The following is a 25036-nucleotide window of genomic DNA, read 5'->3' as shown; positions in this document are numbered from 1 at the left end:
ATGACCTTTTTTAAAAAATTAAAAGATAAAATTACCCAGCAAACTGATTCTGTTTCTGGAAAATTTAAAGATGGCTTATCCAAAACACGCGGCAACTTTTCCGGGAAAATCAACGAAATGGTTGCTCGTTATCGTAAAGTAGATGAAGATTTCTTTGAAGAACTAGAAGAAATTCTTATCGGGGCAGACGTTGGTTTTGAAACAGTAATGGAGCTAGTTGATACGCTGCGCCGTGAAGTGCAACTTAGAAATATTAGCGATCCAAAAGATGTCCAAGAAGTGATTGTCGAAAAATTAGTCGAGATTTACCAAGGCGACGAAAAAGAAGATGAAGCGCTTCATATTGAAGAAGATGGACTTACTGTTATTTTATTTGTTGGTGTGAACGGGGTTGGTAAAACAACCTCCATCGGAAAAATGGCCCATCGCTTTAAACAAGAAGGCAAAAAAGTTATGTTAGCAGCCGGAGATACGTTCCGAGCTGGTGCGATTGATCAATTAGAAGTATGGGGCGAGCGCACTGGCGTTGATGTCATTAAGCAAGCCGAGGGAAGTGACCCTGCCGCTGTAATGTTTGATGCCGTTCAAGCCGCAAAAGCACGCAAAGCAGACATTTTACTTTGCGACACAGCCGGCCGTTTACAAAATAAAGTCAATCTAATGAACGAACTAGAAAAAGTAAAACGTGTCATTACACGCGAACTTCCTAATGCGCCACACGAAGTTTTACTAGTACTTGATGCAACCACTGGTCAAAACGCCTTCGTTCAAGCGAAACAATTTAAAGAAACAACAGACGTAACTGGAATTATCCTTACAAAACTAGACGGAACTGCCAAAGGTGGTATTGTCATCGCCATCCGTAACGAACTGGACATTCCAGTGAAATTCGTCGGTCTTGGGGAACAAATGGATGACCTGCAAGCCTTTGATGCAAATGAATATGTTTATGGCTTATTTGCTGATATGGTAGACAACGAAAAATAATCAGAGAAAGCCGAATGATGCTTGTCATTCCGGCTTTTTTCTCTTTTGTTTAACCTTCCTTGACATTCCCGCGATTTCCCCGTATCCTTTAAAAGGAGAGAGGTGAAACGCCTTGTTTGAGAAGACAAACCGGATGAATTTATTATTTGATTTTTACCAAGAATTATTAACAACAAAACAAAAAGCCTATGTTTCTTTTTATTACCTGGATGATTACTCACTAGGCGAAATTGCCGAAGAATTTGAAGTGAGCAGACAAGCCATTTATGATAATATTAAAAGAACCGAAGAAAGCCTAGAAAAATACGAAGAAAAACTAGGGATGCTAAAAAAATATCAACAACGAGAAAAACTCTTTAGTCAATTAGAAACACAATTAACCAAGAAGAATTTTCTGGACGAGCAAGTGAAAGAGACGCTCGAACAGCTTAAAAATATCGATTAGGAGGCCAGAATCATGGCATTTGAAGGACTAGCTGGAAGACTCCAAGAAACAATGAACAAAATTCGCGGCAAAGGGAAAGTAAACGAAGCTGACGTAAAAGAAATGATGCGTGAAGTGCGTCTTGCTCTACTAGAAGCCGATGTTAACTTTAAAGTCGTTAAACAATTTATTAAAACAGTAAGCGAACGTGCTGTCGGCTCGGATGTAATGAAAAGTCTAACACCCGGCCAACAAGTCATCAAAATAGTTCAAGAAGAATTAACAAGCCTAATGGGCGGCGAAGAAAGCAAAATCGGAACAGCGGACCGTCCGCCAACCGTTATCATGATGGTAGGTTTGCAAGGGGCTGGTAAAACAACCACTTCCGGAAAACTTGCTAATTTATTACGCAAAAAATATAACCGTAAACCTTTACTAGTTGCAGCGGATATTTATCGTCCAGCCGCAATCAAACAATTAGAAACGCTTGGCAAGCAACTAGATATGCCGGTATTTTCGCTAGGTGATCAAGTAAGCCCAGTAGAAATTGCTAAACAAGCAATCGAAAAAGCCAAAGAAGAACATTTAGATTATGTCATTATCGATACAGCCGGCCGTTTGCACATCGATGAAACGTTAATGGACGAGCTAAAACAAGTCAAAGAAATCGCCAAACCAACCGAAATTTTGCTTGTAGTCGATTCGATGACCGGGCAAGACGCAGTCAACGTGGCGCAAAGCTTCAACGAACAATTAGAAATTACTGGAGTCGTATTAACAAAACTAGATGGTGATACACGTGGTGGTGCCGCACTTTCGATTCGTTCTGTCACTGGAAAACCAATTAAATTTATCGCCACTGGTGAAAAAATGGAAGCACTCGAAACCTTCCATCCCGACCGTATGGCTTCAAGAATTCTCGGCATGGGCGACGTGCTTTCACTTATTGAAAAAGCACAAACCGATGTAGACACAGAAAAAATGAAAGCCATGGAACAAAAAATGAAAGACAATAGCATGACGCTAGATGACTTCTTGGACCAACTACAACAAGTAAAACAAATGGGCCCACTAGATGAACTACTTAAAATGATGCCCGGGGCAAACAAAATGAAAGGCCTCGACAACATGAATGTAGATGATAAACAACTTGGTCACATTGAAGCGATTATCAAATCAATGACTAAAAACGAAAAAGATAATCCAGATATCATCAATGCTAGCAGAAGAAAACGGATTGCTCGTGGTAGCGGACGTCCAGTTCAAGAAATCAATCGCCTTCTAAAACAATTTGCTGAAATGAAAAAAATGATGAAGCAAATGACTGGTGGAGGAAAAGGCAAAAAAGGAAAAAATCCATTCGGCAATTTCAAAATGCCATTTTAATTCAAAAAGCCAAAACCCATTCCAGGTTTTGGCTTTTTTTATACCTTAACACCCTAAAAATCATTTCTTTACAAACCCTTCATTCAACCAATAAATTGCATTGCTATAATGACAATTAAGCTTACAAAAGGAGGAGAAAGAATGAAAAATTGGGTAAAAGTAACAGGAGCAGGGGTATTAAGCGCAACATTACTATTAGGGGGATGCGGAGCGCCCTCAGAAGAAAAAGCAGAAGCAAATGTGAAAACCGAAAAAACAACCTTAAAACCAGGTAGTCAAATCAAATTAGAAGGTGCCGTAAATGTCCGTGACTTAGGCGGTTATAAAACAACTGATGGGCTAACCATTAAACCCCATAAACTCATTCGAAGTGCCGAACTCGCTAATTTAAGTGATTCCGATAAAAAGAAACTCGTAAATACATACGATCTTTCACAAATAGTTGATTTTCGAACGAATTCAGAAGTAACGGCCAAACCAGATCCAAAACTCACAGACGTTACCTATACACACGATTCTGTCATGAAAGATAACGGCGCATCCACAAGCGTGCAAGATTTAACTGCAAGCCTAGCCAAAATGGATAATCCAGAAACATTTCTCATCAATGCCAATAAAAGTTTTATTACCGATGAAACATCCATCCAAGCCTATAAAGAATTTTTCGATATACTACTAGCAAACCAAGATGGCTCCGTTTTGTGGCACTGTACAGCTGGAAAAGACCGGGCTGGATTTGGTACGGCTTTAGTTCTCTCGGCACTAGGTGTGGATAAAAATACCGTTATTGACGATTATATGTTATCCAATAAATATCGCGCCGCGGACAATAAAAAAGCAATTGAAGCCGTTGCAGCAAAAACCGATAATAAAAAAGTCATTGCCGGAATGACTGCAGTAATGGAAGTGCGTGAATCTTATATCAATGCAGCCTTCGATGAAATTGATGCTAAATATGGCTCGATGGATAACTTCTTAAAAGAAAAACTCGGACTGACAGACGACAAAAAAGAACAACTGAAAAAAGCATATCTTTATTAAAAAAATGAAGCCCTTGAAAAAGGGCTATTTTTTTTGCGTACAAATAGAATCGGAAGTGAAGAACCATTTTAAAAAGATTTGTATACAATTGAAAGACAATTCATGTAAAGTTGGTTTTGATAGGTCTTTTTACCTCGTGCGAAACAGTGCTAAAGTTTAAATATAAGCTATAAATGCGCATATTTGTGTAACTTTTAGACTAATGCGTTTGAATTGAAGTATTTTTTTGTTCTAGTACTTTTTACTTTAATTTTTAAAAATATACTATATAGTAAAGTTATCTAACGGGTTATAACAACTAGTGGTAGGTTCGAAAAAGAAAGGAGGGGCATGTTGATAAAATGATTTGAATCTGATATTGGATAAAGGTTCAGGGGATACTTAATAGTTAGCTTATTAATAAAACATAATTAAATACCTTTATTCTGTTTTCAGTTATTTTTCAAAATCAAGAACGATTGATTTTTAAGGGGGAAAAATGATGAAAAAACAGCGTGTAGATTACAGACGTAGATTAGACCAAAAGCGAGCGCAAAAAGCAAAATTAATTGCGGCTCTTATTACAACCACAACAATGATGGTAGCGCCTGTCACTGTGAATTACGATTCTTTTAATCACAAATTTGCCCTAAGTGGTATTCAAGCGGATGCAGCGACGATTGATTTGTTAGGTAATTCTAATTTGAATACACAGTATTCAAATGGGAAATTAGTAATTACTCTTTCTGGGAATCAATTGCTCAGCGCTAGTGCGGCGTCTACGTACTATCCGTATTTTGAGTTACCTAGCGAGCTTTCTTCTATTTTGAGTAATCCAAATATAAGAGCAAATACAAAAATTGATTACAAAATTGCTTATCTAGGAATTGGAAATATCGGGTTATTTAATCAAGGGACAGTTAATGGTAGTAATTCCACTAATTTCTTTATTGATCCTAGTAAAAATGCGATTGGCGCCAAAGTAAATCATTTACTTGGTGTTGGGGTTAGTAGTGTATCTACTTTCACTTTGACGATTGATTTACTAGCTCTTGGCGTTACGGCACTACCTAGTGCAAATGACGGGAAATTGGATTTTGCTGCTAGAACTGGTGATGGGCTTTTGGATATTGATTTGCTGAATAGTAATGCGGCTCGTGGGTTTATAACTACGGATGTTGGGGATGCGGATGCTGATGCGGATGCTGACGCTGATGCTGACGCCGATGCCGACGCTGATGCTGACGCCGATGCGGATGCGGATGCAGATGCCGACGCTGATGCAGACGCTGATGCGGATGCTGACGCTGATGCCGATGCTGACGCCGATGCCGATGCGGATGCTGACGCCGACGCTGACGCCGATGCCGACGCTGATGCCGACGCTGATGCTGATGCCGATGCCGACGCTGATGCTGATGCTGATGCGGACGCCGATGCCGACGCTGATGCCGACGCTGATGCGGACGCCGATGCGGATGCGGATGCGGATGCTGACGCTGATGCCGATGCTGACGCCGATGCGGATGCTGATGCCGACGCTGATGCGGATGCTGACGCTGATGCTGACGCCGATGCCGACGCTGATGCTGACGCCGATGCTGATGCGGATGCAGATGCAGATGCTGACGCCGATGCCGATGCGGATGCCGATGCCGATGCTGATGCGGATGCCGATGCTGATGCGGATGCCGATGCGGATGCCGATGCTGATGCGGATGCCGATGCGGATGCCGACGCTGATGCTGACGCCGATGCCGATGCCGACGCCGATGCCGACGCTGATGCCGACGCTGATGCCGATGCTGACGCTGACGCCGATGCCGATGCCGACGCCGATGCCGATGGGGATGCCGACGCTGATGCGGATGCCGACGCTGATGCGGATGCCGACGCTGATGCGGATGCGGATGCGGATGCGGATGCCGATGCTGACGCTGATGCTGATGCCGACGCTGATGCGGATGCTGACGCTGATGCTGACGCCGATGCCGACGCTGATGCGGACGCTGATGCGGACGCCGATGCGGATGCTGATGCCGATGCCGATGCCGACGCCGATGCGGACGCCGATGCGGATGCGGATGCCGACGCTGATGCGGATGCTGATGCGGATGCCGACGCGGATGCCGATGCGGATGCCGACGCTGATGCGGATGCCGATGCTGACGCTGATGCTGACGCCGATGCCGACGCTGATGCTGATGCCGATGCGGATGCCGATGCCGACGCTGATGCTGACGCGGATGCCGATGCGGATGCCGACGCTGATGCGGATGCCGACGCTGATGCTGACGCCGATGCCGATGCTGACGCTGATGCGGATGCCGATGCCGACGCTGATGCTGACGCCGATGCCGACGTAGACATTGACTGGAGAGATTTCCTAGTTGAAAAACCAACTGTAAATCCAATATACGAAGGAACTAAAACAATTTCAGGTTCCTCAATTTATAAAAACATGAACATCAATGCCCTTCTTAAATCATTGCAATCTGATGCTCCAGCTGGAACAGTTTTCTATATTAACTTGACTCTTCCAGACGGTACTGTAATTGGAAATGTGTTAATCCATGCAGATGGAACCTATACAATCAATATCCCTAATTATAATTTGAAAGCTGGAGATGTTATTCATCTTCAAGTAACAGCTAAATACGGCGATGAAGTAAAAACAAGTGATGACGTATCCGTAACAGTTCTACCTTTAGTAGACTCTGATGCCGATGCTGATGCTGATGCCGATGCTGACGCCGATGCGGACGCTGATGCCGATGCTGATGCTGACGCCGATGCCGATGCTGACGGAGGAACAAATCCTTCCACCAATGGAGGCGGAACTACTGGGACTTCTAACGGGGGAACTAGCGTAACCGTTTCGAGTATGAATTCGACCGGTTCAGGAACAATGCTTTCCTCAGGTTATAGTGCTGATGGAACTACTTCCATCTCAGCAAGTGATCTCCCATCAACTGGAGATACAAACAGTAGTCTTCCATGGGTTGGACTTGGACTATTCTCACTAGCAGGCGCGTTTTTACTACGTCTTTTCCGTAAATAGAGCCATAAAACATCGATTCCCTGCTGCTAAGTAATTTTTAGCGGCAGGGAAATTATAAAAAGGAGTGGTACATATGCCTTGGAGAGGTATATTAGATGAACTTGAAAATAAAATTATCGATCAATTGACAGAAGCAGAAGAGCACGCCACTTACAACGGGAAATGGCACGGTTTTCTAACCATCGGATATAAAAATAAACGAGCTACAGTAATAAACTTTAGCTATCTTTGCCTAGCAAATTTAATCAATGAAATGAAAAAAAGTGCACTGAAAAATCAAACCGAAGAAGCAATTTCCTTTAAAATTGATGTTGCAGTGAATTACCAACTGGAAAATTTAGGAGAATGGAATAAAACAGCTTTAAAAACAAAGAAAAATTATTATAGAAGAGGCATTGCCTTAAATGAAAATTTCAAAATGGCTTTAATGGAACAGGAAATTAATGCGAACGCTATCCTTTTACCAGCAGATGAAGGGTTGGCTATCAACGTTGAAAATATGAATAGATATTTAATTCAAACAGGTAAGAACCAAGCTCAATTAAACTTAACCGTGGATTCCACTATTGTTACTTTCAATACAGTAGGATGGTTTTTCGACGGTAAGAAAATTCATGAGTTAGAAACAAGCGAATTGGAACACGGTCGCAGAAATACGGAACAATTAACGCCAGATGCAGTTTTTGAACTAGTTAGAAACGCTGGGAATTATTTAGCGAGCCAAGTAAATCAAACGGGCGAATTCAACTACGGCTGGTTTGCTTGCTTTGATAAAAAAATTAAACACTATAATAGTTTGCGCCACGCAAGTACAACTTATTCGATGTTAGAAGCATACGAAATAACAGGGGATAAAACGATTTTAGAAGCAGCTACAAACGCTTTAACTTATTTAGAGCAGAACTTTATTTATGAAAAAGAGGACTTAGCTTTTCTAATTGAACCAGAGTTGCGTGAAGTTAAATTAGGTGGTTCAGCGGCGACATTGCTTGCCTTAACGAAATATATGAAAATCACTGGAACTAAAACCTATTTGCCATTATCTCGGAAAATTGCGAATGCGATTCTTTCCTTACAAGAAGAAGACGGGAAGTTCACGCATGTGTTGGAATATCCCTCTTTAGAAGTAAAAGATATTTTCCGGATTATTTATTACGACGGGGAAGCTGTGTTTGGCTTGCTGCGTTTATATGAAATCGATCGTGATTCCAAATGGCTGGATGCAGCAGCAAAATCCTTCGACCATTTTATTCGCGATGACTACTGGCAAAATCATGATCACTGGCTGAGCTACTGCGCCAATGAAATCACAAAATACGTTCCGGACGAAGCTTACTACGAATTCGGACTGAAAAATGCTTTCGACAACCTACCATTTATTTACGAGCGCGAAACCACTTTTCCAACCTTTTTAGAGCTTACTGTCGCTACAAAAGAGATGTCGCTACGGATGGAAACAGAAGGCTTGCAAGAACTACTTCGTGATTACCCGCTAGCTGAACTGGAAAAAACAATCACTAAACGAGCCATCTACCAATTAAATGGCTATTTTTATCCAGAGCTTGCAATCTACTACAAAAATCCAGCGCGAATAGACGGCAGTTTCTTCATTCGCCACCAGTCTTTCCGCGTCAGAATTGATGATGTAGAGCATAATATTTCCGGATATGTGCGCTATTATCACCTGTTAAAACAAGGAAAACTAAGCGTTGAAGCCGAAACCGTTAAATAAAAAGAAAAAAATATCCTCTGTAAAGAAAAAACACTTTACAAACAAATCCTTTACTGGTAATATATATACTTGTGTAAGACTTTATGGAGGTGTAATTAAACTATGGCAGTTAAAATTCGTTTAAAACGTATTGGTTCTAAAAAGAAACCTTTCTACCGTATTGTAGTCGCTGATTCTCGTTTCCCACGTGATGGCCGTTCAATCGAAACTATTGGTACTTATAATCCATTACTTGATCCGGTTGAAGTGAAAATCGACGAAGAAGCAACTTTGAAATGGATGCATAATGGTGCGAAACCATCTGATACAGTTCGCAATCTTCTTAGCCGCGAAGGTATCATGGAAAAATTCCATAACCAAAAATTAGGTAAATAAGGAGGTCTCGGCGCGAATGGAAGAACTCATTCTCTCAATCGTGAAACCCCTTGTTGACCACCCGGAAGACGTTGTTATCACGCCGGAAGAAACGGATACATCGTTAACCTACAAATTGTCTGTCAGTAAAGAAGACATGGGACGCGTGATTGGTAAGCAAGGTCGTATTGCGAAAGCGATTCGTACTCTTGTCTACGCAGTTGGCTCCAAAAACGATAAGAAGATTCGTCTTGAAATTATCGAATAACAAAAACTCGTCAATTTGGCGAGTTTTTTTATAACTTTTTTTAACAATCATCAGAGAAGCAATTACCTCACTAAATGTTGTAAAATAGAATAGAAATGGAGGAATTGTGATGAAGCCAGTTATTGGAATTACAGGAAACAGATTAGTAAAAGGAGTGGACGTATTTTACGGACACCGTGTAACCTATACGCAACAGCGATATGTAGATGCGATTCAAAAAGTTGGCGGATTTCCTATCGCTTTACCAATAGATGACCCATCTGTTGCCGTTCAAGCAATTTCTCTCGTAGATGGCTTGCTTTTAACCGGCGGACAAGATATTACACCACAATTTTATTTAGAAGAACCATCCCAAGAAATCGGCGCTTATTTCCCGCCACGTGATAGCTATGAAATCGCCTTAGTTCGAGCAGCCTTAGATGCTGGAAAACCGATTTTCGCAATTTGTCGTGGTATGCAGCTTGTGAATGTTGCACTAGGCGGCTCACTATACCAAGATATTAGCCAAGTCGAAACGAAAGCATTACAACATTTACAGCGTGTCGATGAACAACTGGGCTCCCATACAATCGACATCGAACCATCGAGCGAACTCGCAAAACACCATCCAAATAAAAAATTAGTCAACTCGCTGCATCACCAATTTATCAAAAAATTAGCACCGAGTTTCAAAGTAACAGCACGTACTGCCGATGGAATGATTGAAGCAGTAGAAGGGGACAATTTGCCAAGTTGGTATCTTGGGGTTCAGTGGCATCCCGAATTAATGTTCCAAACAGATCCAGAAAGTGAACAATTATTCCAGGCATTAGTAGATGAATCCAAAAAAACTATGGTAAAATAGGGACATAATCGCTAGTGGAGGTGTCCAGTGGAAATCATCCAAAAAGTTGTCGTCAAACAAATTCTAACCGAAGCCAGTAAACAAGAATTAATCGAGTATTATACCGAACAAAAACGACAAATTGAAAAAGAGTGCGATCAGTTACATTTCGAACAAAAGAAAATGGAACGAAAAAGCAAATTTCAACCAGAGCGAGTGGCAGATTACTTTACCCATGAACTCGAAATTCGCCGAGAAAAGAAAAAACTAATCCAGTTTCAAATGGAACAATTAGAAGTCCTCGAACTTGGCAGTGAAATTCGCGAACGAGAAATGGAAACAATTATTGATGTACAAGTAGGAGACAAGTGGGATAAATCCATTTTTGATAAAACAATTGTTGTCAAAGATGGAATCATAGTAGAAATACGCTAGAGGTGACTTATGGAGAAAATGTATAATGTAGGAAAAATTGTTAATACCCATGGCTTAATCGGTGAAATTCGTGTTATCGCGACGACCGATTTCCCAGAAGAGCGGTTCCAAGTAGGAAATACCGTGTACTTATTCGAAAAAAATAGCAAGAAGCCAGAAAAACTAATCATTCGCTCACACCGTAAACATAAAAACTTTGATTTACTTATGTTTGAAGGATTCACAGGAATTCATCAAGTGGAACGTATGAAAGAAGGCGTACTTAAAATCAAAGAAGCGCAACAAACTGATTTAGAAGATAACGAATTTTACTTTCATGAAATCATTGGCTGCACCGTTGTAACAACAGACGGCGAAGAACTTGGTGAAATCACCGAAATTCTAACACCAGGCGCAAATGACGTTTGGGTCGTAAAAGGCGCAGACAAAAAAGAAAAACTGATTCCTTATATTGCCGATGTAGTGAAAGAAATTAATACTAACGACAAAAAAATTACCATCGAAGTAATGGAAGGACTGCTAGATTAATGAAAATTGATATTCTATCCATTTTCCCAGATATGTTTTCGGGAGTGACCGGGAATTCAATTATTAAAAAAGCAATCGAAAACGAGCGTGTCGCGGTTGAAGTGACGGATTTCAGGGAATATGCAGAAGGAAAGCATCATATTGTCGATGACTATCCATACGGCGGTGGCGCAGGCATGTTGCTTAAAGCCCAGCCGATATTTGATGCTGTTCAAGCTGTCAAAGAAAAACAGCCAGAAACAAAGCCGAGAGTTATCTTAATGGACCCAGCCGGCAAACGCTTCGATCAAAAAATGGCAGAAGAATTCGCCGAAGAAGAGCATCTTGTCTTCATTTGTGGCCATTACGAAGGTTACGATGAGCGAATTCGTGAACACCTTGTTACCGATGAAGTTTCGATTGGCGATTACATTTTAACTGGTGGAGAAATTGGTGCAATGATCGTGATGGACAGCGTTATCCGTCTTTTACCAGGCGTACTTGGTAATAAAGACTCCGCTGTAACAGATTCCTTCTCGACAGGTCTGCTTGAGCATCCGCACTACACACGACCAGCTGATTTTCGAGGAATGAAAGTGCCGGATATTTTACTCAGCGGAAATCACGCTTGGATAGAAGAATGGCGCGACAAAGAATCGCTCAAAAGAACCTACGAACGCCGCCCAGATTTACTTAAAAACTATCCCTTAACAGACAAGCAAAAAACTTGGCTCAAAGAATGGTCCGACAGTAAATAAAAAAAGGACGTGATTTTAAATGGCAATTTTCGGAACTCCAGATGAAAAAGAATCCAAAAAATCCGAACGTCAAAAAGAACGAGAAGCCTATGTGCAAGAAGAAAACGACCAAAAACGAATTGGACAAAAGTGGCAAGATGTTCAGGTCTCTACCGGACCAATTAATGTAAATCATGACATCCTAACCGTTGTATTCGCCAAAAGCGTCCGCCCAAGAATCAAAAGCGACCCAGAAGCATACTTAGAAACAGTAGGTTTTGAAAATCTACTCCAAGAATTACAAAAGAAAGCTTTAGATGCCGGTGGAAATGGCTTAATTCATTGTTCGTTCACTGAGCAATTCGTCGATGGTCTCGTATATCAACTAGCATACGGAACAGCCGTCAACATTAAAATTACGAGATTCTAAAAAAAGACTAGAAAGCCAGCACCTGGTTTTCTAGTCTTTTTTATTCACCATTTGTTTATTTACACGCTGCAGCACATTCGTTAAGTCAAAATCAGCCATTGATTTCACTGGCCCGTGCCCACAAGCAATTTCCGTCACATCAAACAGCTGCAAATTTTCCGCTGAAAGAATACTCGTCGAAAGATCCCAAGAGCCCATCGCCGGAAAAGGGAACAATAACCGTTTCTCCCCGCAAATAGCCGCTCCACCACGCGTTTGAAATAAATCTCCAACAAACAAATGCCCATTACGCTCATCAAAAAAGGAAATCGAACCAGGCGTATGGCCGGGCGTATCAATAATTAACAAGGATCCAACCATATCACCGTCTTTTAAAATGTGATCTATTTTCACTGGCAGCGCATCCGGATAACTACCTTTTAACGGTTTCTGCGTTTCAAAAGCATAAATTTCTTTCGTCTCCACAAGCAACTTTTCTCTACTTCCAATCATCACAAGTGCCTTCGGAAAAGCTTCCTTCACCGCAGCTAAACCGCCAATATGATCCCCGTGTGCATGCGTCAATAAAATCCGCTTTAAAGGCAATTTTAATTTGTTAATCTGGGAAATAATTCCCTTCGCATGAGCTAAAATCCCTGTATCAATCAAAGTTAAACCATCATTCTCCAAAACTAAATAACAATTTACCGGAAAAAGGTGCGGTAATGTCGTTATTTGCCAATATTGATGTTTGGCAGTAATTTTCATCAAAAAACCTTCTTTCTAAATCACTTTTTTAATAAGAAACGAACATCTTTTTTAGCTGCACGAGTAATTTTATTAGTATAGTAGTCATCCGATTTACGAATAGACAGGTCCAGCCGATCAATCGCAGTCGCTTTTACAGAAAGAACGCCGCTCATCCATAGCGGATAGCGCAAGGCAGTCAAGGCAGGGCGAGCAAACAGCCGATGTTGTAACTCCATGCCGCCAATCGTATAAATTAGCCGCGCCCGTTTTTTTCGCCAAGGTCCCGTAAAGAAATACTTTTTATCTTTAAAACTATAACTCTCACCGCGCCAAAACAAATGGTCAATCACACCTTTCAGCACAGCGGGAACATTAAACCACCAAACCGGATAGGAAAACAGCAATAAATCAGCTGAACGAACGTCTTGTTTGAGCGCGATCATTTCAGCAGTTTGCTCCGTGCGATAACCCTCAGGCAAATTAGGATCAAACGCTAACTCGCGCACATCATATGTCTTCACTTCGATAGTTGGATGCACTTGAAAAAAAGCTAAATATTTCTGAAACATATCTCTAGACGTTCCTTTTTCACGCGGATCACCAATAATCGCCACAATTTTCGCCATTAGAAGCCGTCCTTTCTAATGTCAGTGAAAATATGTTCAACAAAAGTGTTCACATCTTTTTGGACAGTGGAGTAATCTTGAACCTCATCAATTTGCGGCAATTCTTCTAAAAGCTTGGCAATTTTCGTATAGTGCGCAATCGTCTGTTTAATTTCCGCTGCTTTGAGCGCAAGTAATTCTTTCGAGGACGTATTACAAGCGACAGAAGGCTCACTTCTTAACCATTCCATCATCAATTTTATTTCAGCAAGGGAAAACCGAGCATACTTCATTACCAAAATAAACTTTAATTCTAATAGGTGTTCTGCGTTATAAACACGATACCCGTTTTCCAGCCGATTAGGTACAATTATCTTGTTTTTTTCATAATAACGTAACGTATCCGCCCGAATCCCCACATAGGCAGCCATTTCTTTCACCGTCCACTGTTCCATATCCGACACCTCCATTTGATATACTAAAGGTAACATTAAACCATACTCCAAGGTCAAGCTTTTTTATCAAAGAAAAAGTAAGAAAAAAACTTTACAGCCAAACTAGTTTATGGTAACCTAAATAAGGTGACTGGAGAGACCAGTCTGATAACGATATTCCGCTTCATTATTAATATGAATGAATGTTTGTTGGAAGGAGAGAAAAACATGAACAAACTGATTGATGAAATCACAAAAAGTCAACTAAACCCAGATGTTCCAAATTTCCGTCCGGGTGATACTGTACGTGTACATGCGAAAGTAGTCGAAGGTACTCGCGAACGTATCCAATTATTCGAAGGCGTTGTAATCAAACGTCGCGGAGCTGGAATCAGCGAAACTTTCACTGTTCGTAAAATTTCTAACAGTGTTGGCGTGGAACGTACTTTCCCAGTACATACTCCACGTATCGCAAAATTAGAAGTTATCCGTCGTGGTAAAGTACGTCGTGCGAAACTTTACTACCTACGTAACCTACGTGGTAAAGCGGCTCGTATTAAAGAAATTCGTTAATCATTTAACGGCTGAAACCCTTGAGAAATCAAGGGTTTTTGTTTTGGGGTAATTTAAAATAAAAATCTAATCAGCTGTTATTGAATAAAAATACTATCTTATACACTAGCTGTTTTAAATAAATGTTAAAAAATCAAACAAACCTTTGGATTTAATTGTAAAAATGCTATTTTAAATAGAATGAATAAATACTTTTTGTGACAATAAAAAATAGGGGTGCATAATATAATAAATAATTACCGAAATGGTGTTATTTTTTATGCTAGAAGCAGCAATTAACGAATATTTTGTATAAGAAAAACTCGCAATAAGCTTGTTTTCAGCCATTTGTGATAAAAAACGCTCCTTTTTGGTTATACATTAAATTATCATGTTACTATGAAACTAGAATATAGGGGAGGGAGAAAAGTTGAAAAAAGGCCTCTTTTTTACTATTTTAACTATCTTAGTAATAACAGCAAGTACATTGTTTGCTCTTAGTATTATTTCAAGTGTATGGTGGATGGCTAGTGTTCTGTGCTTGGTCTTATTGCTTATTGTATTTGATCTTCGTGTAAAAAAACATTCATAATAGAGCTATGAACTATTAACAACTAAGAATTAGGAGAATACACATGCTTAGATTTTCAGGATTAGTAATGACAATCGCTTTACTTGTATATATCGTCTTTTTCTTACTAAGATGGTTGAAAAGACGTGAGAAATTAGAAATGATTATCTTCAAAACATGCTTATATGTATACGTTTGCGGAGTCATCAAATTTACGATTTTTCCACTTATGTTAGATGCTCCATTAATAGAAGATACAAAAATATATGTAACAGACTCTTATATGAATCTAATACCATTCAATTCAATAAGAGAAATGTTCATGCCTGGGAGAGGTTACGCTACGTTCCAAATAGTAGCCAATTTTATCCTATTTGTTCCGCTTGGAATGCTTTTACCATTATGTTACCCAAAAATGACGTGGAAAAGTGTTTTCGCTATAAGTATATTCGCAACTGTTGGAATCGAAAGCGCACAATTAATACAAGATCTCATCTACCAATCACCATTTAAATTTGTAGATATTGACGATGTAATATTGAACTTTTCTGGAGGCGTAGCTGGATTCCTCGTATTTCTATTATGCCGACCATTGTTAAAGAAAGTAGGCTTATATTATTATAAAAAGACGCCTAAAATATTTTAGACGTCTTTGTTTTGCCAAAAAATGTTTATCATTTAGCGCCAAGCTCATACTCTTTCTCAATCAACTCCACAGCTTCTCCGTCACGTTGCCTAACCAAAATATTCTCCTTACCCCACTGACACATTGTATCAATCACCGCATTTAAAGTAAGCCCATACGCCGTTATACTATACTCCACTTTAGGCGGGAGCTCATTAAACACCGTACGATCAACAATCCCATCCTGCTCTAACTCCCTTAATTGCTGAATCAGAACCTTCTGCGATATTTTCGGAATACATCGTTGGAGCTCTCCAGTTCGCTTAGTTCCTTGAGCAAGAAAACAAATAATTAAAGGCTTCCATTTCCCGCCCATAATATCTAGCGTGGCTTCTACACCTAAATTATATACCTTCATCTGTTCCCATCCTCCATTCCATTACTTGCAAATAATAACACTACTAGACACTTACTTACAAGTAACTAAGCCACTTTCGAGTGTGTATTTACTTTCTCCAAAAACTCCATTACGATAAATAATAACAATAGAAAAAAGGAGTAATCGAATGAAAACATTAGTAATCATCGCCCACCCAAATATCGAAAATTCAAGAGTCAATAAAGTATGGAAAGAAACCCTTTTAAAAAATACAGCAGATGTGCAAATTCACGAATTATACCAAGCGTACCCGAACTGGGATATTGATGTAGCCTTTGAACAACAACAATTGCAAAACTACGACAAAGTCATTATCCAATTTCCATTTTATTGGTACAGCTATCCACCACTACTTAAAAAATGGTTCGATGATGTTTTTTCGCACGGCTGGGCATATGGCTCAAAAGGGGACAAGATGGCGGATAAAAAGTTAGCCCTAGCAATCTCGATTGGTGATAAACAATATAATTATCAAGAAAACGCGCCAATCGGATATTCACTCGAAACGCTACTGACGCCATTCCGAGCAACAATCAATCATATAAAAGCAGACTACAGAGGGGCGCACACTATATTCGGTAGTTCTTTTGAAGTGACAGATGAAGAAATCGTGGAGAATGCGAAAGTGTATGTGGATGATTTCTTAGCAAGTTTGTAGTGAAAAGATACGTTTATTCCTTTTCTCCAAAATAAAAGAAGCTACTCTATGATTGAAAATAGAGAGTAGCTTCTTTATAGTCCATAAAGAGGATTATTTGCTTAAGTTTTGAATTGCATAATCCGCTTCTTCTGCAGTGAATTTTTCGCCAGCTGAAGATGTTAATTGATCACGGATAGCTTCTGGAGCCATTGCCATAGATTTTTGATAATCTTCTGCTTTTGCTAATGCATTTGCATTATAATCTGCTTTTAAATTATCGGTAGCATATTTTCCTGCTTCAGCAGAAAATTTTTCGCCAGCTTCTGATGTTAATTGATCATAAATACCAGCTTTTGACATGTGCATCATAGAAGAATATTGCTCTGCTTTTTTTAGAGCAGATTTATATTCTGATGGAACGCTTTCTTCTTTTTTCTTTTCTTCAGCTTTCTTATCTGCTGCAGCTTGTTCTTCTTTTTTCTTTGCCTCATCGTCAGCTTTATCTACTTTTTTAGTTTCCACTTTTTCAGTGTTCTTAGTATCGTCACCTGCAGTATCGTTACCGCCCAATGCTGAACCAATTGCTCCCACGGCGATTACGACGATTAACCAAAACCACCATTTTTTATAAATTGCTTTTTTTTGCTTCCCTTTTTCCATTTCTCTATCTCCCTTTTTATTTATTTCTATATAATCGCTGATGCGTTTATACCAATAATCATTGATATTTAGAAGCTTAAATAAAACAAAATAAAATAGCCTGAAACAAACAGTATTGTAGCTTCATGACTGGCTATTACAGGATTATTAAATTATATTCCAAGTCTATAATAATCTTTAATTTATGTCAATGAGCTATTTTGATTTATATAAGGAATTATAAAAGAATCCTATATATAGATTATGAGGATAATAAATCTAATAAATTCACCTTGACACTAAAAACCCCATATGATATAGTAAGTAAGGTTATTAAACAAGAAAGAAGGAGCAACCCGCTTCTCGCCTCGTTAACACGAACGTTTTCAGGCAAAAAATTCAAACTTTCGTCGCGTTACTTACGCGATTTTGAATGTGCGGGATTGCTGAAAAGCAGCCCGTTTTTTTATGGACTCTGAACGAACGAGTTAGCAGGCCGCAGATTTGAACAGCTATTTTCTATCTTGTTGTAACAAATTTAAGTGGAGGTGGCTCACCATTAGCAAAGACATGTTGGTAAACGATGGGATTCGTGCACGCGAAGTAAGATTGATCGACCAAGACGGTGAACAATTAGGCGTGAAGAGTAAAATCGATGCGCTTCAAATTGCTGAAAAGGCTAATCTTGATCTAGTGCTTGTTGCTCCAACAGCGAAACCGCCAGTAGCTCGTATTATGGACTACGGTAAATTCCGTTTTGAACAACAGAAGAAAGATAAAGAAGCCCGTAAGAACCAAAAAGTCATCGTAATGAAAGAAGTTCGTTTAAGTCCAACGATTGACGAACACGACTTCGATACGAAGCTACGTAATGCACGTAAATTCCTTGAAAAAGGTGATAAAGTAAAATGCTCTATCCGTTTTAAAGGCCGTGCCATTACACACAAAGAAATCGGTCAGAAGGTGCTTGACCGTTTTGCAAAAGCGTGCGAAGACCTTTGTACAATTGAGCAAAGACCAAAAATGGACGGACGTTCGATGTTCTTAGTCCTAGCACCACTTCATGAAAAGTAAAGTTTTGAGGAGGAAATATTCATGCCAAAAATGAAAACCCACCGCGGTTCCGCTAAACGTTTCAAGAGAACAGGATCTGGAAAATTAAAACGCAGACACGGCTTCACTAGCCATATGTTCGCTAACAAATCCCAAAAACAAAAACGTAAACTGCGTAAATCAGCAATGGTATCAGCTGGCGACTTCAAACGTATTCGTCAAATGGTCGCTAAAATGAAATAAGAGAAACAACATTTTTGTAAATTCTAGGAGGTAGACAATATGCCACGCGTAAAAGGCGGAACAGTAACACGCAAACGTCGTAAAAAGATAGTTAAATTAGCCAAAGGGTATTATGGCTCTAAACATTTATTATTCAAAGTAGCTAACCAAGCGGTAATGAAATCTTACCAATATGCTTATAGAGATCGTCGTCAAAAGAAACGTGATTTCCGTAGATTATGGATCGCACGTATCAATGCGGCAGCTCGTATGCAAGATCTTTCTTACAGCAAATTAATGCACGGCTTAAAATTAGCTGGTATTGATATTAACCGTAAAATGCTTGCAGATTTAGCAGTTAATGATATCGCATCATTCAACACGCTTGCTGATTCAGCAAAAAAAGCATTAGCTAAATAATTAAAAAAACCTCACTCTTTTGAGTGGGGCTTTTTTTATCTTATAAATTAAGTTCTAGCTCAACTGGACAATGATCCGAACCAAGCACATCCGCATGAATTTTGGCATCCACCAATTTATCTTTCAAACGCTCCGAAACAACAAAATAATCAATCCGCCAACCAGTATTCCTAGCGCGCGCATTCATTCGGTAAGACCACCAAGAATAAGCATCGGTCAAATCTGGATAAAAATAACGGAAACTATCAATAAATCCAGCATCTAAAAACGCAGAAAATTTCGCGCGTTCCTCATCCGAGAATCCCGCATTTTTGCGATTTGTCTTCGGATTTTTCAAATCGATTTCCGCGTGCGCAACATTCAAGTCACCACAAAGCACAACCGGTTTCGTTTTATCCAAGTTTTTTAGATATTCCAAAATCGCATCCTCAAATGTCATCCGGTAATCTAATCGTTTCAACTCCGCTTGTGAATTGGGCGTATAAACTGTCACCATAAAGAATTCCTCAAATTCAAGTGTGATAACACGACCTTCTGTATCATGTTCCGGAATTCCTAAACCATATTGAACCGACAACGGCTCCACTTTTGTAAAAATCGCAGTACCTGAATAACCTTTTTTCACCGCGTAATTCCAGTAATCTTTGTACGCCGGCAAATCCAGTTCAATTTGTCCTTCTTGTAATTTCGTTTCTTGCAAACAAAAAATATCTGCATCTACTTCTTCAAAATATTCCAAAAAGCCTTTTTTAACAGCTGCTCGAAGCCCGTTTACATTCCAAGAAATTAATTTCATCAAAAAACCTCCCATCACTAATAGTCCTATTATAACGTAATTCACATGCTATAATGTAGTTAAACGATTGGGAGGGAAATAGATGAGAAATTACGTCGCTTTACTAAGAGCAGTAAACGTTGCCGGGAAAAATAAAGTAAACATGAAAAACTTAAAAGCGGCATTAGAAGAAGATGGATTCCAAAACGTAGTAACCTATATCCAAAGTGGAAACCTCGTACTAAGTTCCATTTTACAAACAGAAACCGAAGTAGCGGCGAAGATAACAGAAGTAATCAAGGCAACATTTGAACTAACTATTGATGTATTCGTATTTTCAGAACAAAATTATAACCAAATCATCGCGAACAATCCATTTCTGCCAGAAACAATTGGCGAAGAAGAACGCTGGATGGCTGCTTTTTATAATGAAAATATCGATATCCCGAGACAAAAAAACGACCAAGCCGAAGTAATCGCAATCGGCCGCGTGTTATACATCCACGTATTTTCCAATCAAATACATACCTTAAAATTACCAGTTTTCCTCGGAGTCTATAAAAAAACCTTAACAACAACACGAAACTGGCGAACAACGCTTCAATTACAAACACTGCTCAACAGCCAGGAATAGAAATTTTCGAAAATCAAGTTTATAATGAAAAAGAATCAATCTAAGGGAGTGATAGGAATGAAAGAAGAACTATTAAAACGATTTACAAAATATGTAAAAGTAGATACACAGTCAAATGAAGAAAGTACAGTTTGCCCAACAACCCCAGGCCAAATGGAGCTGGCAAACATTCTCGTTGCAGAACTAAAAGAAATCGGAATGCAAGAAGTAACAGTAGACGAATTCGGTTATGTAATGGCAACACTTCCTTCCAATACAACAAAAGAAGTTCCAGTAATCGGATTTTTAGCCCATTTAGACACAGCTACTGACCTAACAGGCAAAAACGTCCAACCACAAGTTCACGAAAATTACGACGGAAAAGACATCATTTTAAATAAAGATTTAAATGTCGTACTTTCACCAAAACAATTTCCAGAACTAGCTGATTACAAAGGAAAAACGCTGATTACAACAGACGGAACAACATTACTCGGCGCTGACGACAAAGCGGGCATCACCGAAATCATGGTGGCAATGAACTATTTAATCAACCATCCCGAAATCAAACACGGCAAAATTCGTGTTGCATTCACACCGGATGAAGAAATCGGCCGAGGACCAGAACGTTTTGATGTAGAAGCATTTGGTGCGAAATACGCCTATACAATGGACGGCGGCCCACTTGGCGAATTAGAGTATGAAAGTTTTAACGCCGCTGGAGCCAAAATCACTTTTAATGGTAATAGCGTTCATCCTGGAACAGCCAAAAATAAAATGGTCAACGCGACCAAAATGGCAATGGAATTCGACGCACGCATTCCAAAAGAAGAAGCCCCAGAGTACACAGAAGGCTACGAAGGTTTCTATCATTTAATCTCCCTAAACGGTGACGTAGAACAAGCTAAATCTTACTACATCATTCGTGACTTTGATCATTTGAAATTTGTGGAAAGAAAAACGTATATCGCGACAATCGCTAAAGAACTAGAAGAAAAATATGGCGAAGGATCAGTAGAACTAAAACTCAACGACCAATACTACAATATGCGCGAAAAAATTGAACCAGTAAAAGAAATTGTAGATATCGTCAGCGCCGCAATGCGAAACCTAGATATCGAACCAAAAATCAGCCCAATTCGCGGCGGGACAGATGGCGCACAACTTTCTTACAAAGGACTACCAACACCAAACATTTTCGGCGGGGGAGAAAACTTCCACGGCAAATTCGAATACGTGGCATTAGAAAGCATGGTAAAAGCAACAGAAGTAATTATCGAAGTAGCACGCTTATTTGAAGAAAAAGAATAACTAAAAAAGTGAGCCTAGTTTAACCTAGACTCACTTTTTCTATGCGCTCATTTACTCGAGCTGCAAACACTTTCGCTTCCCCATTCGCAACGAGCAAACTATAGCTTTCCTTATTTTTAAGCCGCAAAATCAACTTTTTCGTCATAGCCATCAGACTCACTTTTTGCTCTAATGCCACTATATTTTCATAAGTGAATTTCTTGAGTAAGTAAACCTCATCATTTTCTAAGTAAAAAATCAGCGCATCGTCATTCGAAATCCATAGCCCAGTTAAATCCAGCAGCTCACCTTCCATTTTATAAGTGAACGAACCGTAAATCAGGCTTGTATCCATCCCGAGAAGACCACGGGCACCTGCTTTTGCAATTATCGTTTCATACAAAATATTCCGCTCCTCTACATACGCATTTTCTTGTTCTAACTATACCACTTACTTCGGATAGACTGCAATGGAGCCATCTTTTATCCGAATCAACTCCACAGGCTTCTGATAAAAATTGCGAAGAACATCCACATTCAAAAGTTTTTCCGTTTTCCCATGATGAGTTATTTCCCCGTCGCGCAGTAAAATGATATTATCGAAGCAGGGAAGAATTTCTTCCGTATGATGTGTAACAAAAAGCATTGTTGGCGAATCAGGTAGCTCGGCGATTTTCTTTATCCGCGCTAGTAAGCGATCTTTCGCAAATAAATCAAGCCCATTACAAGGTTCATCCAAAATTAGTAACCTAGGACTCGCCATTAAAGCCCGAGCAATTAAAACAATTTGACGCTCGCCTTGTGATAAAATTTTATAAGGCTTTCCGATAAGCGAGGCACCACCACAATCTGTAAGCAGCTTTTTCGCCTGATCTATCTCCGCTGTTGTGACTTTCGCATAAATACCGATACTTGCAAATTTCCCGCTAAGCACAATTTGTTCACTCAGCTCATAATTTTTTAGTTGATGATCAAGCGCATTGCTAACCCAACCAATCGATTTACGCAACTCCGGCAAAGAAGTCTGGCCAAAAACATGCCCAAGCACTTGAAGATTACCACTACTAGGCCAAAGATATCCATTCAAAAGCTGAAGAAGTGTCGTTTTACCAGAACCATTAAGCCCAAGTATAGCCCAGTTTTCCTTTTCATTAACTACCCAATTAATATCCGACAAAATGGTCTTATTATCCCGTTTTAAATAAACATGTTCAAATTCAAACATCGAATACCCCATTTCCATTTTCTACTATTGTACATGAAAATAACGCAAAAAAGGAGCTAAACACTAATGAAGCAAGAAGAAATTATTACCGCAGCCGAACAATGGATGCAGTCCCATTTCGAAAAGGAAAAAACCGGCCACGATTGGGCACATGTTAAACGCGTATGGCATTTAAGCAAACATCTCCAAGCAAAAGAAGGTGGGGACTTATTCTCTATCGAATTAGCCGCGTTATTTCACGATTACAATGACCATAAATTAACAAAAGATCCATTACAAGCAACCGAAACTATAATTAATTGGATGATAGCAGAAGCCATACCACCAAACACAATCAATAAAATCATCCGAATTATCCAAGCCGTTTCATTTAAAAATGGAAAAAACCCTATCGAAGCAATAACAATAGAAGAAAAAATAGTCCAAGATGCCGACCGTTTAGATGCAATTGGTGCAATCGGTATAGCACGAACATTCACTTACGGAGGAGCACATCACAGAGAAATTGCCAACACAAGCCATCCTGAAAATACGACATTGCAGCATTTTTACGATAAATTATTACTAATTCAAAACCAGCTAAAGACAATGGCAGCGCGTGAGCTTGCAACAGAAAAGCAAAAAATTATGCAGGATTTTATACAAGCTTTAGAAAAAGAATTAAAAATATAATCTAAAACGCTTGTATTTAATAAAAAGCTGTTATATAATGATAAAGCTGAATTGATACAAATTAATTCATCAAAAAAACATTTTAAAAATAGTTGTTGACGCGGTTTCAACTTTATGGTAAGATTTAAAAGTTGCGTTAACAAAGCAACTGACCTTTGAAAACTGAACAAAGAAGAAGACGAAAAGCAATGAGACGTAAAGTCTCACTGGTAATCGCAGGGCAGAAAACAGAAAGCTGTTTTCAACAAAACAAACTAGTAATTTAATTGCTAGCGAAGTCAATTTGACGCAAGGAATCTTATTCACGGTGTTGAATAAGTATTCAAATTCAATTTATATTTTAAAGAGAGTTTGATCCTGGCTCAGGACGAACGCTGGCGGCGTGCCTAATACATGCAAGTCGAACGAACGGAGGAAGAGCTTGCTCTTCCAAAGTTAGTGGCGGACGGGTGAGTAACACGTGGGCAACCTGCCTGTAAGTTGGGGATAACTCCGGGAAACCGGGGCTAATACCGAATAATAAGATGTGGCGCATGCCACGCCTTTGAAAGATGGTTTCGGCTATCACTTACAGATGGGCCCGCGGTGCATTAGCTAGTTGGTAGGGTAATGGCCTACCAAGGCAACGATGCATAGCCGACCTGAGAGGGTGATCGGCCACACTGGGACTGAGACACGGCCCAGACTCCTACGGGAGGCAGCAGTAGGGAATCTTCCGCAATGGACGAAAGTCTGACGGAGCAACGCCGCGTGTATGAAGAAGGTTTTCGGATCGTAAAGTACTGTTGTTAGAGAAGAACAAGGATAAGAGTAACTGCTTGTCCCTTGACGGTATCTAACCAGAAAGCCACGGCTAACTACGTGCCAGCAGCCGCGGTAATACGTAGGTGGCAAGCGTTGTCCGGATTTATTGGGCGTAAAGCGCGCGCAGGCGGTCTTTTAAGTCTGATGTGAAAGCCCCCGGCTTAACCGGGGAGGGTCATTGGAAACTGGAAGACTGGAGTGCAGAAGAGGAGAGTGGAATTCCACGTGTAGCGGTGAAATGCGTAGATATGTGGAGGAACACCAGTGGCGAAGGCGACTCTCTGGTCTGTAACTGACGCTGAGGCGCGAAAGCGTGGGGAGCAAACAGGATTAGATACCCTGGTAGTCCACGCCGTAAACGATGAGTGCTAAGTGTTAGGGGGTTTCCGCCCCTTAGTGCTGCAGCTAACGCATTAAGCACTCCGCCTGGGGAGTACGACCGCAAGGTTGAAACTCAAAGGAATTGACGGGGGCCCGCACAAGCGGTGGAGCATGTGGTTTAATTCGAAGCAACGCGAAGAACCTTACCAGGTCTTGACATCCTTTGACCACTCTGGAGACAGA

Annotated in this window: 30 protein-coding genes, 1 rRNA gene and 1 other annotated feature; of the genes, 23 read left to right on the top strand and 8 right to left on the bottom strand. The window is 40.0% G+C overall.

Annotated elements, in window-relative coordinates; translation table 11 throughout:
• From ftsY to HCX62_RS07230, 13 genes are all read left to right on the top strand, one after another.
• Nucleotides 1–987 carry a signal recognition particle-docking protein FtsY gene (ftsY, locus tag HCX62_RS07290; RefSeq protein ID WP_185638098.1) on the top strand — a complete coding sequence of 329 codons (987 nt, stop codon included), beginning with the start codon at nucleotides 1–3 and terminating at the stop codon, nucleotides 985–987.
• Nucleotides 988–1099: 112 nt separating this feature from the next.
• Nucleotides 1100–1432, top strand: coding sequence for a putative DNA-binding protein (locus HCX62_RS07285; RefSeq protein ID WP_185638096.1), 333 nt, complete (start codon nucleotides 1100–1102; stop codon nucleotides 1430–1432).
• A 12-nt stretch (nucleotides 1433–1444) separates the two neighbouring features.
• Nucleotides 1445–2797, top strand: a complete 1353-nt coding sequence (ffh, locus tag HCX62_RS07280; RefSeq protein ID WP_185638094.1) for a signal recognition particle protein — start codon at nucleotides 1445–1447, stop codon at nucleotides 2795–2797.
• 141 nt (nucleotides 2798–2938) lie between these two features.
• Nucleotides 2939–3838: a tyrosine/lipid phosphatase LipA gene (gene lipA / locus HCX62_RS07275; RefSeq protein ID WP_185638092.1), complete on the top strand. Its 900-nt coding sequence runs from the start codon at nucleotides 2939–2941 to the stop codon at nucleotides 3836–3838.
• 481 nt (nucleotides 3839–4319) lie between these two features.
• Complete coding sequence (locus HCX62_RS07270) at nucleotides 4320–6878, top strand: Lmo1799 family Asp-Ala repeat surface protein (protein ID WP_185638836.1); 2559 nt, start codon at nucleotides 4320–4322, stop codon at nucleotides 6876–6878.
• A gap of 73 nt (nucleotides 6879–6951) precedes the next feature.
• Nucleotides 6952–8610, top strand: coding sequence for a glycoside hydrolase family protein (locus HCX62_RS07265; protein WP_185638090.1), 1659 nt, complete (start codon nucleotides 6952–6954; stop codon nucleotides 8608–8610).
• Between the two features lie 102 nt (nucleotides 8611–8712).
• A complete protein-coding gene (gene rpsP, locus HCX62_RS07260) occupies nucleotides 8713–8985 on the top strand; it encodes a 30S ribosomal protein S16 (RefSeq protein ID WP_003720111.1) in 273 nt (90 codons plus the stop codon).
• A 16-nt stretch (nucleotides 8986–9001) separates the two neighbouring features.
• Nucleotides 9002–9232 (top strand): KH domain-containing protein, encoded by a 231-nt coding sequence (locus tag HCX62_RS07255; RefSeq protein WP_003728421.1) that lies wholly within the window; start codon nucleotides 9002–9004, stop codon nucleotides 9230–9232.
• 109 nt (nucleotides 9233–9341) lie between these two features.
• Complete coding sequence (locus HCX62_RS07250; protein ID WP_185638088.1) at nucleotides 9342–10076, top strand: gamma-glutamyl-gamma-aminobutyrate hydrolase family protein; 735 nt, start codon at nucleotides 9342–9344, stop codon at nucleotides 10074–10076.
• A 27-nt stretch (nucleotides 10077–10103) separates the two neighbouring features.
• Entirely contained in the window at nucleotides 10104–10490 is a 387-nt protein-coding gene (locus HCX62_RS07245; protein ID WP_185638086.1) for a YlqD family protein, read from the top strand.
• Between the two features lie 9 nt (nucleotides 10491–10499).
• Nucleotides 10500–11018 (top strand): ribosome maturation factor RimM, encoded by a 519-nt coding sequence (gene rimM, locus HCX62_RS07240; RefSeq protein ID WP_185638084.1) that lies wholly within the window; start codon nucleotides 10500–10502, stop codon nucleotides 11016–11018.
• Entirely contained in the window at nucleotides 11018–11755 is a 738-nt protein-coding gene (trmD, locus tag HCX62_RS07235; protein ID WP_003726803.1) for a tRNA (guanosine(37)-N1)-methyltransferase TrmD, read from the top strand. Before rimM ends, trmD begins: the two co-directional genes overlap by 1 nt.
• A gap of 19 nt (nucleotides 11756–11774) precedes the next feature.
• Nucleotides 11775–12164 carry a hypothetical protein gene (locus HCX62_RS07230; protein WP_008948137.1) on the top strand — a complete coding sequence of 130 codons (390 nt, stop codon included), beginning with the start codon at nucleotides 11775–11777 and terminating at the stop codon, nucleotides 12162–12164.
• 30 nt (nucleotides 12165–12194) lie between these two features.
• Here the strand turns inward: HCX62_RS07230 and HCX62_RS07225 are convergent, their stop codons facing one another.
• The 3 genes from HCX62_RS07225 to HCX62_RS07215 are packed head-to-tail and all read right to left on the bottom strand — an operon-like array spanning nucleotide 12195 to nucleotide 13953.
• On the bottom strand, nucleotides 12195–12911 hold the full coding sequence (locus HCX62_RS07225; protein WP_185638082.1) for an MBL fold metallo-hydrolase: 717 nt from the start codon (nucleotides 12909–12911) through the stop codon (nucleotides 12195–12197).
• A gap of 20 nt (nucleotides 12912–12931) precedes the next feature.
• Nucleotides 12932–13519 carry an NAD(P)H-dependent oxidoreductase gene (locus HCX62_RS07220; protein WP_185638080.1) on the bottom strand — a complete coding sequence of 196 codons (588 nt, stop codon included), beginning with the start codon at nucleotides 13517–13519 and terminating at the stop codon, nucleotides 12932–12934.
• Nucleotides 13519–13953 carry a MerR family transcriptional regulator gene (locus HCX62_RS07215; RefSeq protein ID WP_185638078.1) on the bottom strand — a complete coding sequence of 145 codons (435 nt, stop codon included), beginning with the start codon at nucleotides 13951–13953 and terminating at the stop codon, nucleotides 13519–13521. Before HCX62_RS07215 ends, HCX62_RS07220 begins: the two co-directional genes overlap by 1 nt.
• 207 nt (nucleotides 13954–14160) lie before the next feature.
• On the opposite strand from HCX62_RS07215, the gene rplS reads away from it, so the two are divergent.
• Entirely contained in the window at nucleotides 14161–14505 is a 345-nt protein-coding gene (rplS, locus tag HCX62_RS07210) for a 50S ribosomal protein L19 (RefSeq protein WP_003728425.1), read from the top strand.
• A 614-nt stretch (nucleotides 14506–15119) separates the two neighbouring features.
• A complete protein-coding gene (locus HCX62_RS07205; RefSeq protein WP_185638076.1) occupies nucleotides 15120–15701 on the top strand; it encodes a VanZ family protein in 582 nt (193 codons plus the stop codon).
• Nucleotides 15702–15729: 28 nt separating this feature from the next.
• On the opposite strand, the gene HCX62_RS07200 is transcribed toward HCX62_RS07205, so the two are convergent.
• A complete protein-coding gene (locus HCX62_RS07200; RefSeq protein ID WP_008948133.1) occupies nucleotides 15730–16098 on the bottom strand; it encodes a winged helix-turn-helix transcriptional regulator in 369 nt (122 codons plus the stop codon).
• A 148-nt stretch (nucleotides 16099–16246) separates the two neighbouring features.
• On the opposite strand from HCX62_RS07200, the gene HCX62_RS07195 reads away from it, so the two are divergent.
• Nucleotides 16247–16777 (top strand): NAD(P)H-dependent oxidoreductase, encoded by a 531-nt coding sequence (locus HCX62_RS07195; RefSeq protein ID WP_185638075.1) that lies wholly within the window; start codon nucleotides 16247–16249, stop codon nucleotides 16775–16777.
• Nucleotides 16778–16870: 93 nt separating this feature from the next.
• Here the strand turns inward: HCX62_RS07195 and HCX62_RS07190 are convergent, their stop codons facing one another.
• Nucleotides 16871–17419: an Ltp family lipoprotein gene (locus tag HCX62_RS07190; protein ID WP_185638073.1), complete on the bottom strand. Its 549-nt coding sequence runs from the start codon at nucleotides 17417–17419 to the stop codon at nucleotides 16871–16873.
• Nucleotides 17420–17735: 316 nt separating this feature from the next.
• Nucleotides 17736–17874, top strand: a sequence feature (ribosomal protein L20 leader region).
• An 82-nt stretch (nucleotides 17875–17956) separates the two neighbouring features.
• Here HCX62_RS07190 and infC point away from each other — a divergent pair.
• Genes infC through rplT form a run of 3 tightly spaced genes read left to right on the top strand, consistent with a single transcriptional unit; the run spans nucleotide 17957 to nucleotide 19093 of the window.
• Nucleotides 17957–18472 carry a translation initiation factor IF-3 gene (gene infC / locus HCX62_RS07185; RefSeq protein WP_010958948.1) on the top strand — a complete coding sequence of 172 codons (516 nt, stop codon included), beginning with the start codon at nucleotides 17957–17959 and terminating at the stop codon, nucleotides 18470–18472.
• 21 nt (nucleotides 18473–18493) lie between these two features.
• Complete coding sequence (gene rpmI, locus HCX62_RS07180) at nucleotides 18494–18694, top strand: 50S ribosomal protein L35 (RefSeq protein ID WP_003720098.1); 201 nt, start codon at nucleotides 18494–18496, stop codon at nucleotides 18692–18694.
• A gap of 39 nt (nucleotides 18695–18733) precedes the next feature.
• Nucleotides 18734–19093, top strand: coding sequence for a 50S ribosomal protein L20 (gene rplT / locus HCX62_RS07175; protein WP_003720097.1), 360 nt, complete (start codon nucleotides 18734–18736; stop codon nucleotides 19091–19093).
• Nucleotides 19094–19133: 40 nt separating this feature from the next.
• On the opposite strand, the gene HCX62_RS07170 is transcribed toward rplT, so the two are convergent.
• Complete coding sequence (locus tag HCX62_RS07170) at nucleotides 19134–19889, bottom strand: exodeoxyribonuclease III (protein ID WP_185502090.1); 756 nt, start codon at nucleotides 19887–19889, stop codon at nucleotides 19134–19136.
• An 82-nt stretch (nucleotides 19890–19971) separates the two neighbouring features.
• Here HCX62_RS07170 and HCX62_RS07165 point away from each other — a divergent pair, with 82 nt between their 5' ends.
• Both HCX62_RS07165 and pepT read left to right on the top strand, forming a co-directional pair.
• On the top strand, nucleotides 19972–20502 hold the full coding sequence (locus HCX62_RS07165) for a DUF1697 domain-containing protein (RefSeq protein WP_185638070.1): 531 nt from the start codon (nucleotides 19972–19974) through the stop codon (nucleotides 20500–20502).
• A 57-nt stretch (nucleotides 20503–20559) separates the two neighbouring features.
• Nucleotides 20560–21792: a peptidase T gene (gene pepT / locus HCX62_RS07160; RefSeq protein WP_185638068.1), complete on the top strand. Its 1233-nt coding sequence runs from the start codon at nucleotides 20560–20562 to the stop codon at nucleotides 21790–21792.
• Nucleotides 21793–21811: 19 nt separating this feature from the next.
• Here pepT and HCX62_RS07155 read toward each other — a convergent pair whose 3' ends face one another.
• Together HCX62_RS07155 and HCX62_RS07150 are read right to left on the bottom strand one after the other, a co-directional pair.
• Complete coding sequence (locus HCX62_RS07155) at nucleotides 21812–22174, bottom strand: hypothetical protein (protein ID WP_185638066.1); 363 nt, start codon at nucleotides 22172–22174, stop codon at nucleotides 21812–21814.
• 48 nt (nucleotides 22175–22222) lie between these two features.
• Entirely contained in the window at nucleotides 22223–22996 is a 774-nt protein-coding gene (locus tag HCX62_RS07150; protein WP_185638064.1) for an ABC transporter ATP-binding protein, read from the bottom strand.
• 66 nt (nucleotides 22997–23062) lie between these two features.
• Between HCX62_RS07150 and HCX62_RS07145 the strand changes: the two genes are divergently transcribed.
• Nucleotides 23063–23668 carry an HD domain-containing protein gene (locus HCX62_RS07145; protein ID WP_185638062.1) on the top strand — a complete coding sequence of 202 codons (606 nt, stop codon included), beginning with the start codon at nucleotides 23063–23065 and terminating at the stop codon, nucleotides 23666–23668.
• 339 nt (nucleotides 23669–24007) lie between these two features.
• A 16S ribosomal RNA gene (locus HCX62_RS07140) occupies nucleotides 24008–25036 on the top strand; the annotation flags it as partial.

Source organism: Listeria swaminathanii (assembly GCF_014229645.1).
Classification (GTDB): Bacteria; Bacillota; Bacilli; order Lactobacillales; family Listeriaceae; genus Listeria; species Listeria swaminathanii.
The sequence above is the reverse complement of the archived record's forward strand: the minus strand, read 5'-3'. Positions and strand labels throughout refer to the sequence as shown.

Coding starts and splice junctions, on each gene's coding strand:
- HCX62_RS07200 (WP_008948133.1), bottom strand. CDS start 16,098: ATGAAGGTATATAATTTAGGTGTAGAAGCCACGCTAGATATTATGGGC.
- HCX62_RS07170 (WP_185502090.1), bottom strand. CDS start 19,889: ATGAAATTAATTTCTTGGAATGTAAACGGGCTTCGAGCAGCTGTTAAA.
- rpsP (WP_003720111.1), top strand. CDS start 8,713: ATGGCAGTTAAAATTCGTTTAAAACGTATTGGTTCTAAAAAGAAACCT.
- HCX62_RS07270 (WP_185638836.1), top strand. CDS start 4,320: ATGAAAAAACAGCGTGTAGATTACAGACGTAGATTAGACCAAAAGCGA.
- HCX62_RS07230 (WP_008948137.1), top strand. CDS start 11,775: ATGGCAATTTTCGGAACTCCAGATGAAAAAGAATCCAAAAAATCCGAA.
- lipA (WP_185638092.1), top strand. CDS start 2,939: ATGAAAAATTGGGTAAAAGTAACAGGAGCAGGGGTATTAAGCGCAACA.
- HCX62_RS07215 (WP_185638078.1), bottom strand. CDS start 13,953: ATGGAACAGTGGACGGTGAAAGAAATGGCTGCCTATGTGGGGATTCGG.
- trmD (WP_003726803.1), top strand. CDS start 11,018: ATGAAAATTGATATTCTATCCATTTTCCCAGATATGTTTTCGGGAGTG.
- ffh (WP_185638094.1), top strand. CDS start 1,445: ATGGCATTTGAAGGACTAGCTGGAAGACTCCAAGAAACAATGAACAAA.
- HCX62_RS07165 (WP_185638070.1), top strand. CDS start 19,972: ATGAGAAATTACGTCGCTTTACTAAGAGCAGTAAACGTTGCCGGGAAA.
- HCX62_RS07220 (WP_185638080.1), bottom strand. CDS start 13,519: ATGGCGAAAATTGTGGCGATTATTGGTGATCCGCGTGAAAAAGGAACG.
- rplT (WP_003720097.1), top strand. CDS start 18,734: ATGCCACGCGTAAAAGGCGGAACAGTAACACGCAAACGTCGTAAAAAG.
- rimM (WP_185638084.1), top strand. CDS start 10,500: ATGGAGAAAATGTATAATGTAGGAAAAATTGTTAATACCCATGGCTTA.
- HCX62_RS07145 (WP_185638062.1), top strand. CDS start 23,063: ATGAAGCAAGAAGAAATTATTACCGCAGCCGAACAATGGATGCAGTCC.
- HCX62_RS07250 (WP_185638088.1), top strand. CDS start 9,342: ATGAAGCCAGTTATTGGAATTACAGGAAACAGATTAGTAAAAGGAGTG.
- HCX62_RS07195 (WP_185638075.1), top strand. CDS start 16,247: ATGAAAACATTAGTAATCATCGCCCACCCAAATATCGAAAATTCAAGA.
- HCX62_RS07205 (WP_185638076.1), top strand. CDS start 15,120: ATGCTTAGATTTTCAGGATTAGTAATGACAATCGCTTTACTTGTATAT.
- pepT (WP_185638068.1), top strand. CDS start 20,560: ATGAAAGAAGAACTATTAAAACGATTTACAAAATATGTAAAAGTAGAT.
- HCX62_RS07190 (WP_185638073.1), bottom strand. CDS start 17,419: ATGGAAAAAGGGAAGCAAAAAAAAGCAATTTATAAAAAATGGTGGTTT.
- ftsY (WP_185638098.1), top strand. CDS start 1: ATGACCTTTTTTAAAAAATTAAAAGATAAAATTACCCAGCAAACTGAT.
- rpmI (WP_003720098.1), top strand. CDS start 18,494: ATGCCAAAAATGAAAACCCACCGCGGTTCCGCTAAACGTTTCAAGAGA.
- rplS (WP_003728425.1), top strand. CDS start 14,161: ATGAACAAACTGATTGATGAAATCACAAAAAGTCAACTAAACCCAGAT.
- HCX62_RS07225 (WP_185638082.1), bottom strand. CDS start 12,911: ATGAAAATTACTGCCAAACATCAATATTGGCAAATAACGACATTACCG.
- HCX62_RS07265 (WP_185638090.1), top strand. CDS start 6,952: ATGCCTTGGAGAGGTATATTAGATGAACTTGAAAATAAAATTATCGAT.
- HCX62_RS07255 (WP_003728421.1), top strand. CDS start 9,002: ATGGAAGAACTCATTCTCTCAATCGTGAAACCCCTTGTTGACCACCCG.
- HCX62_RS07150 (WP_185638064.1), bottom strand. CDS start 22,996: ATGTTTGAATTTGAACATGTTTATTTAAAACGGGATAATAAGACCATT.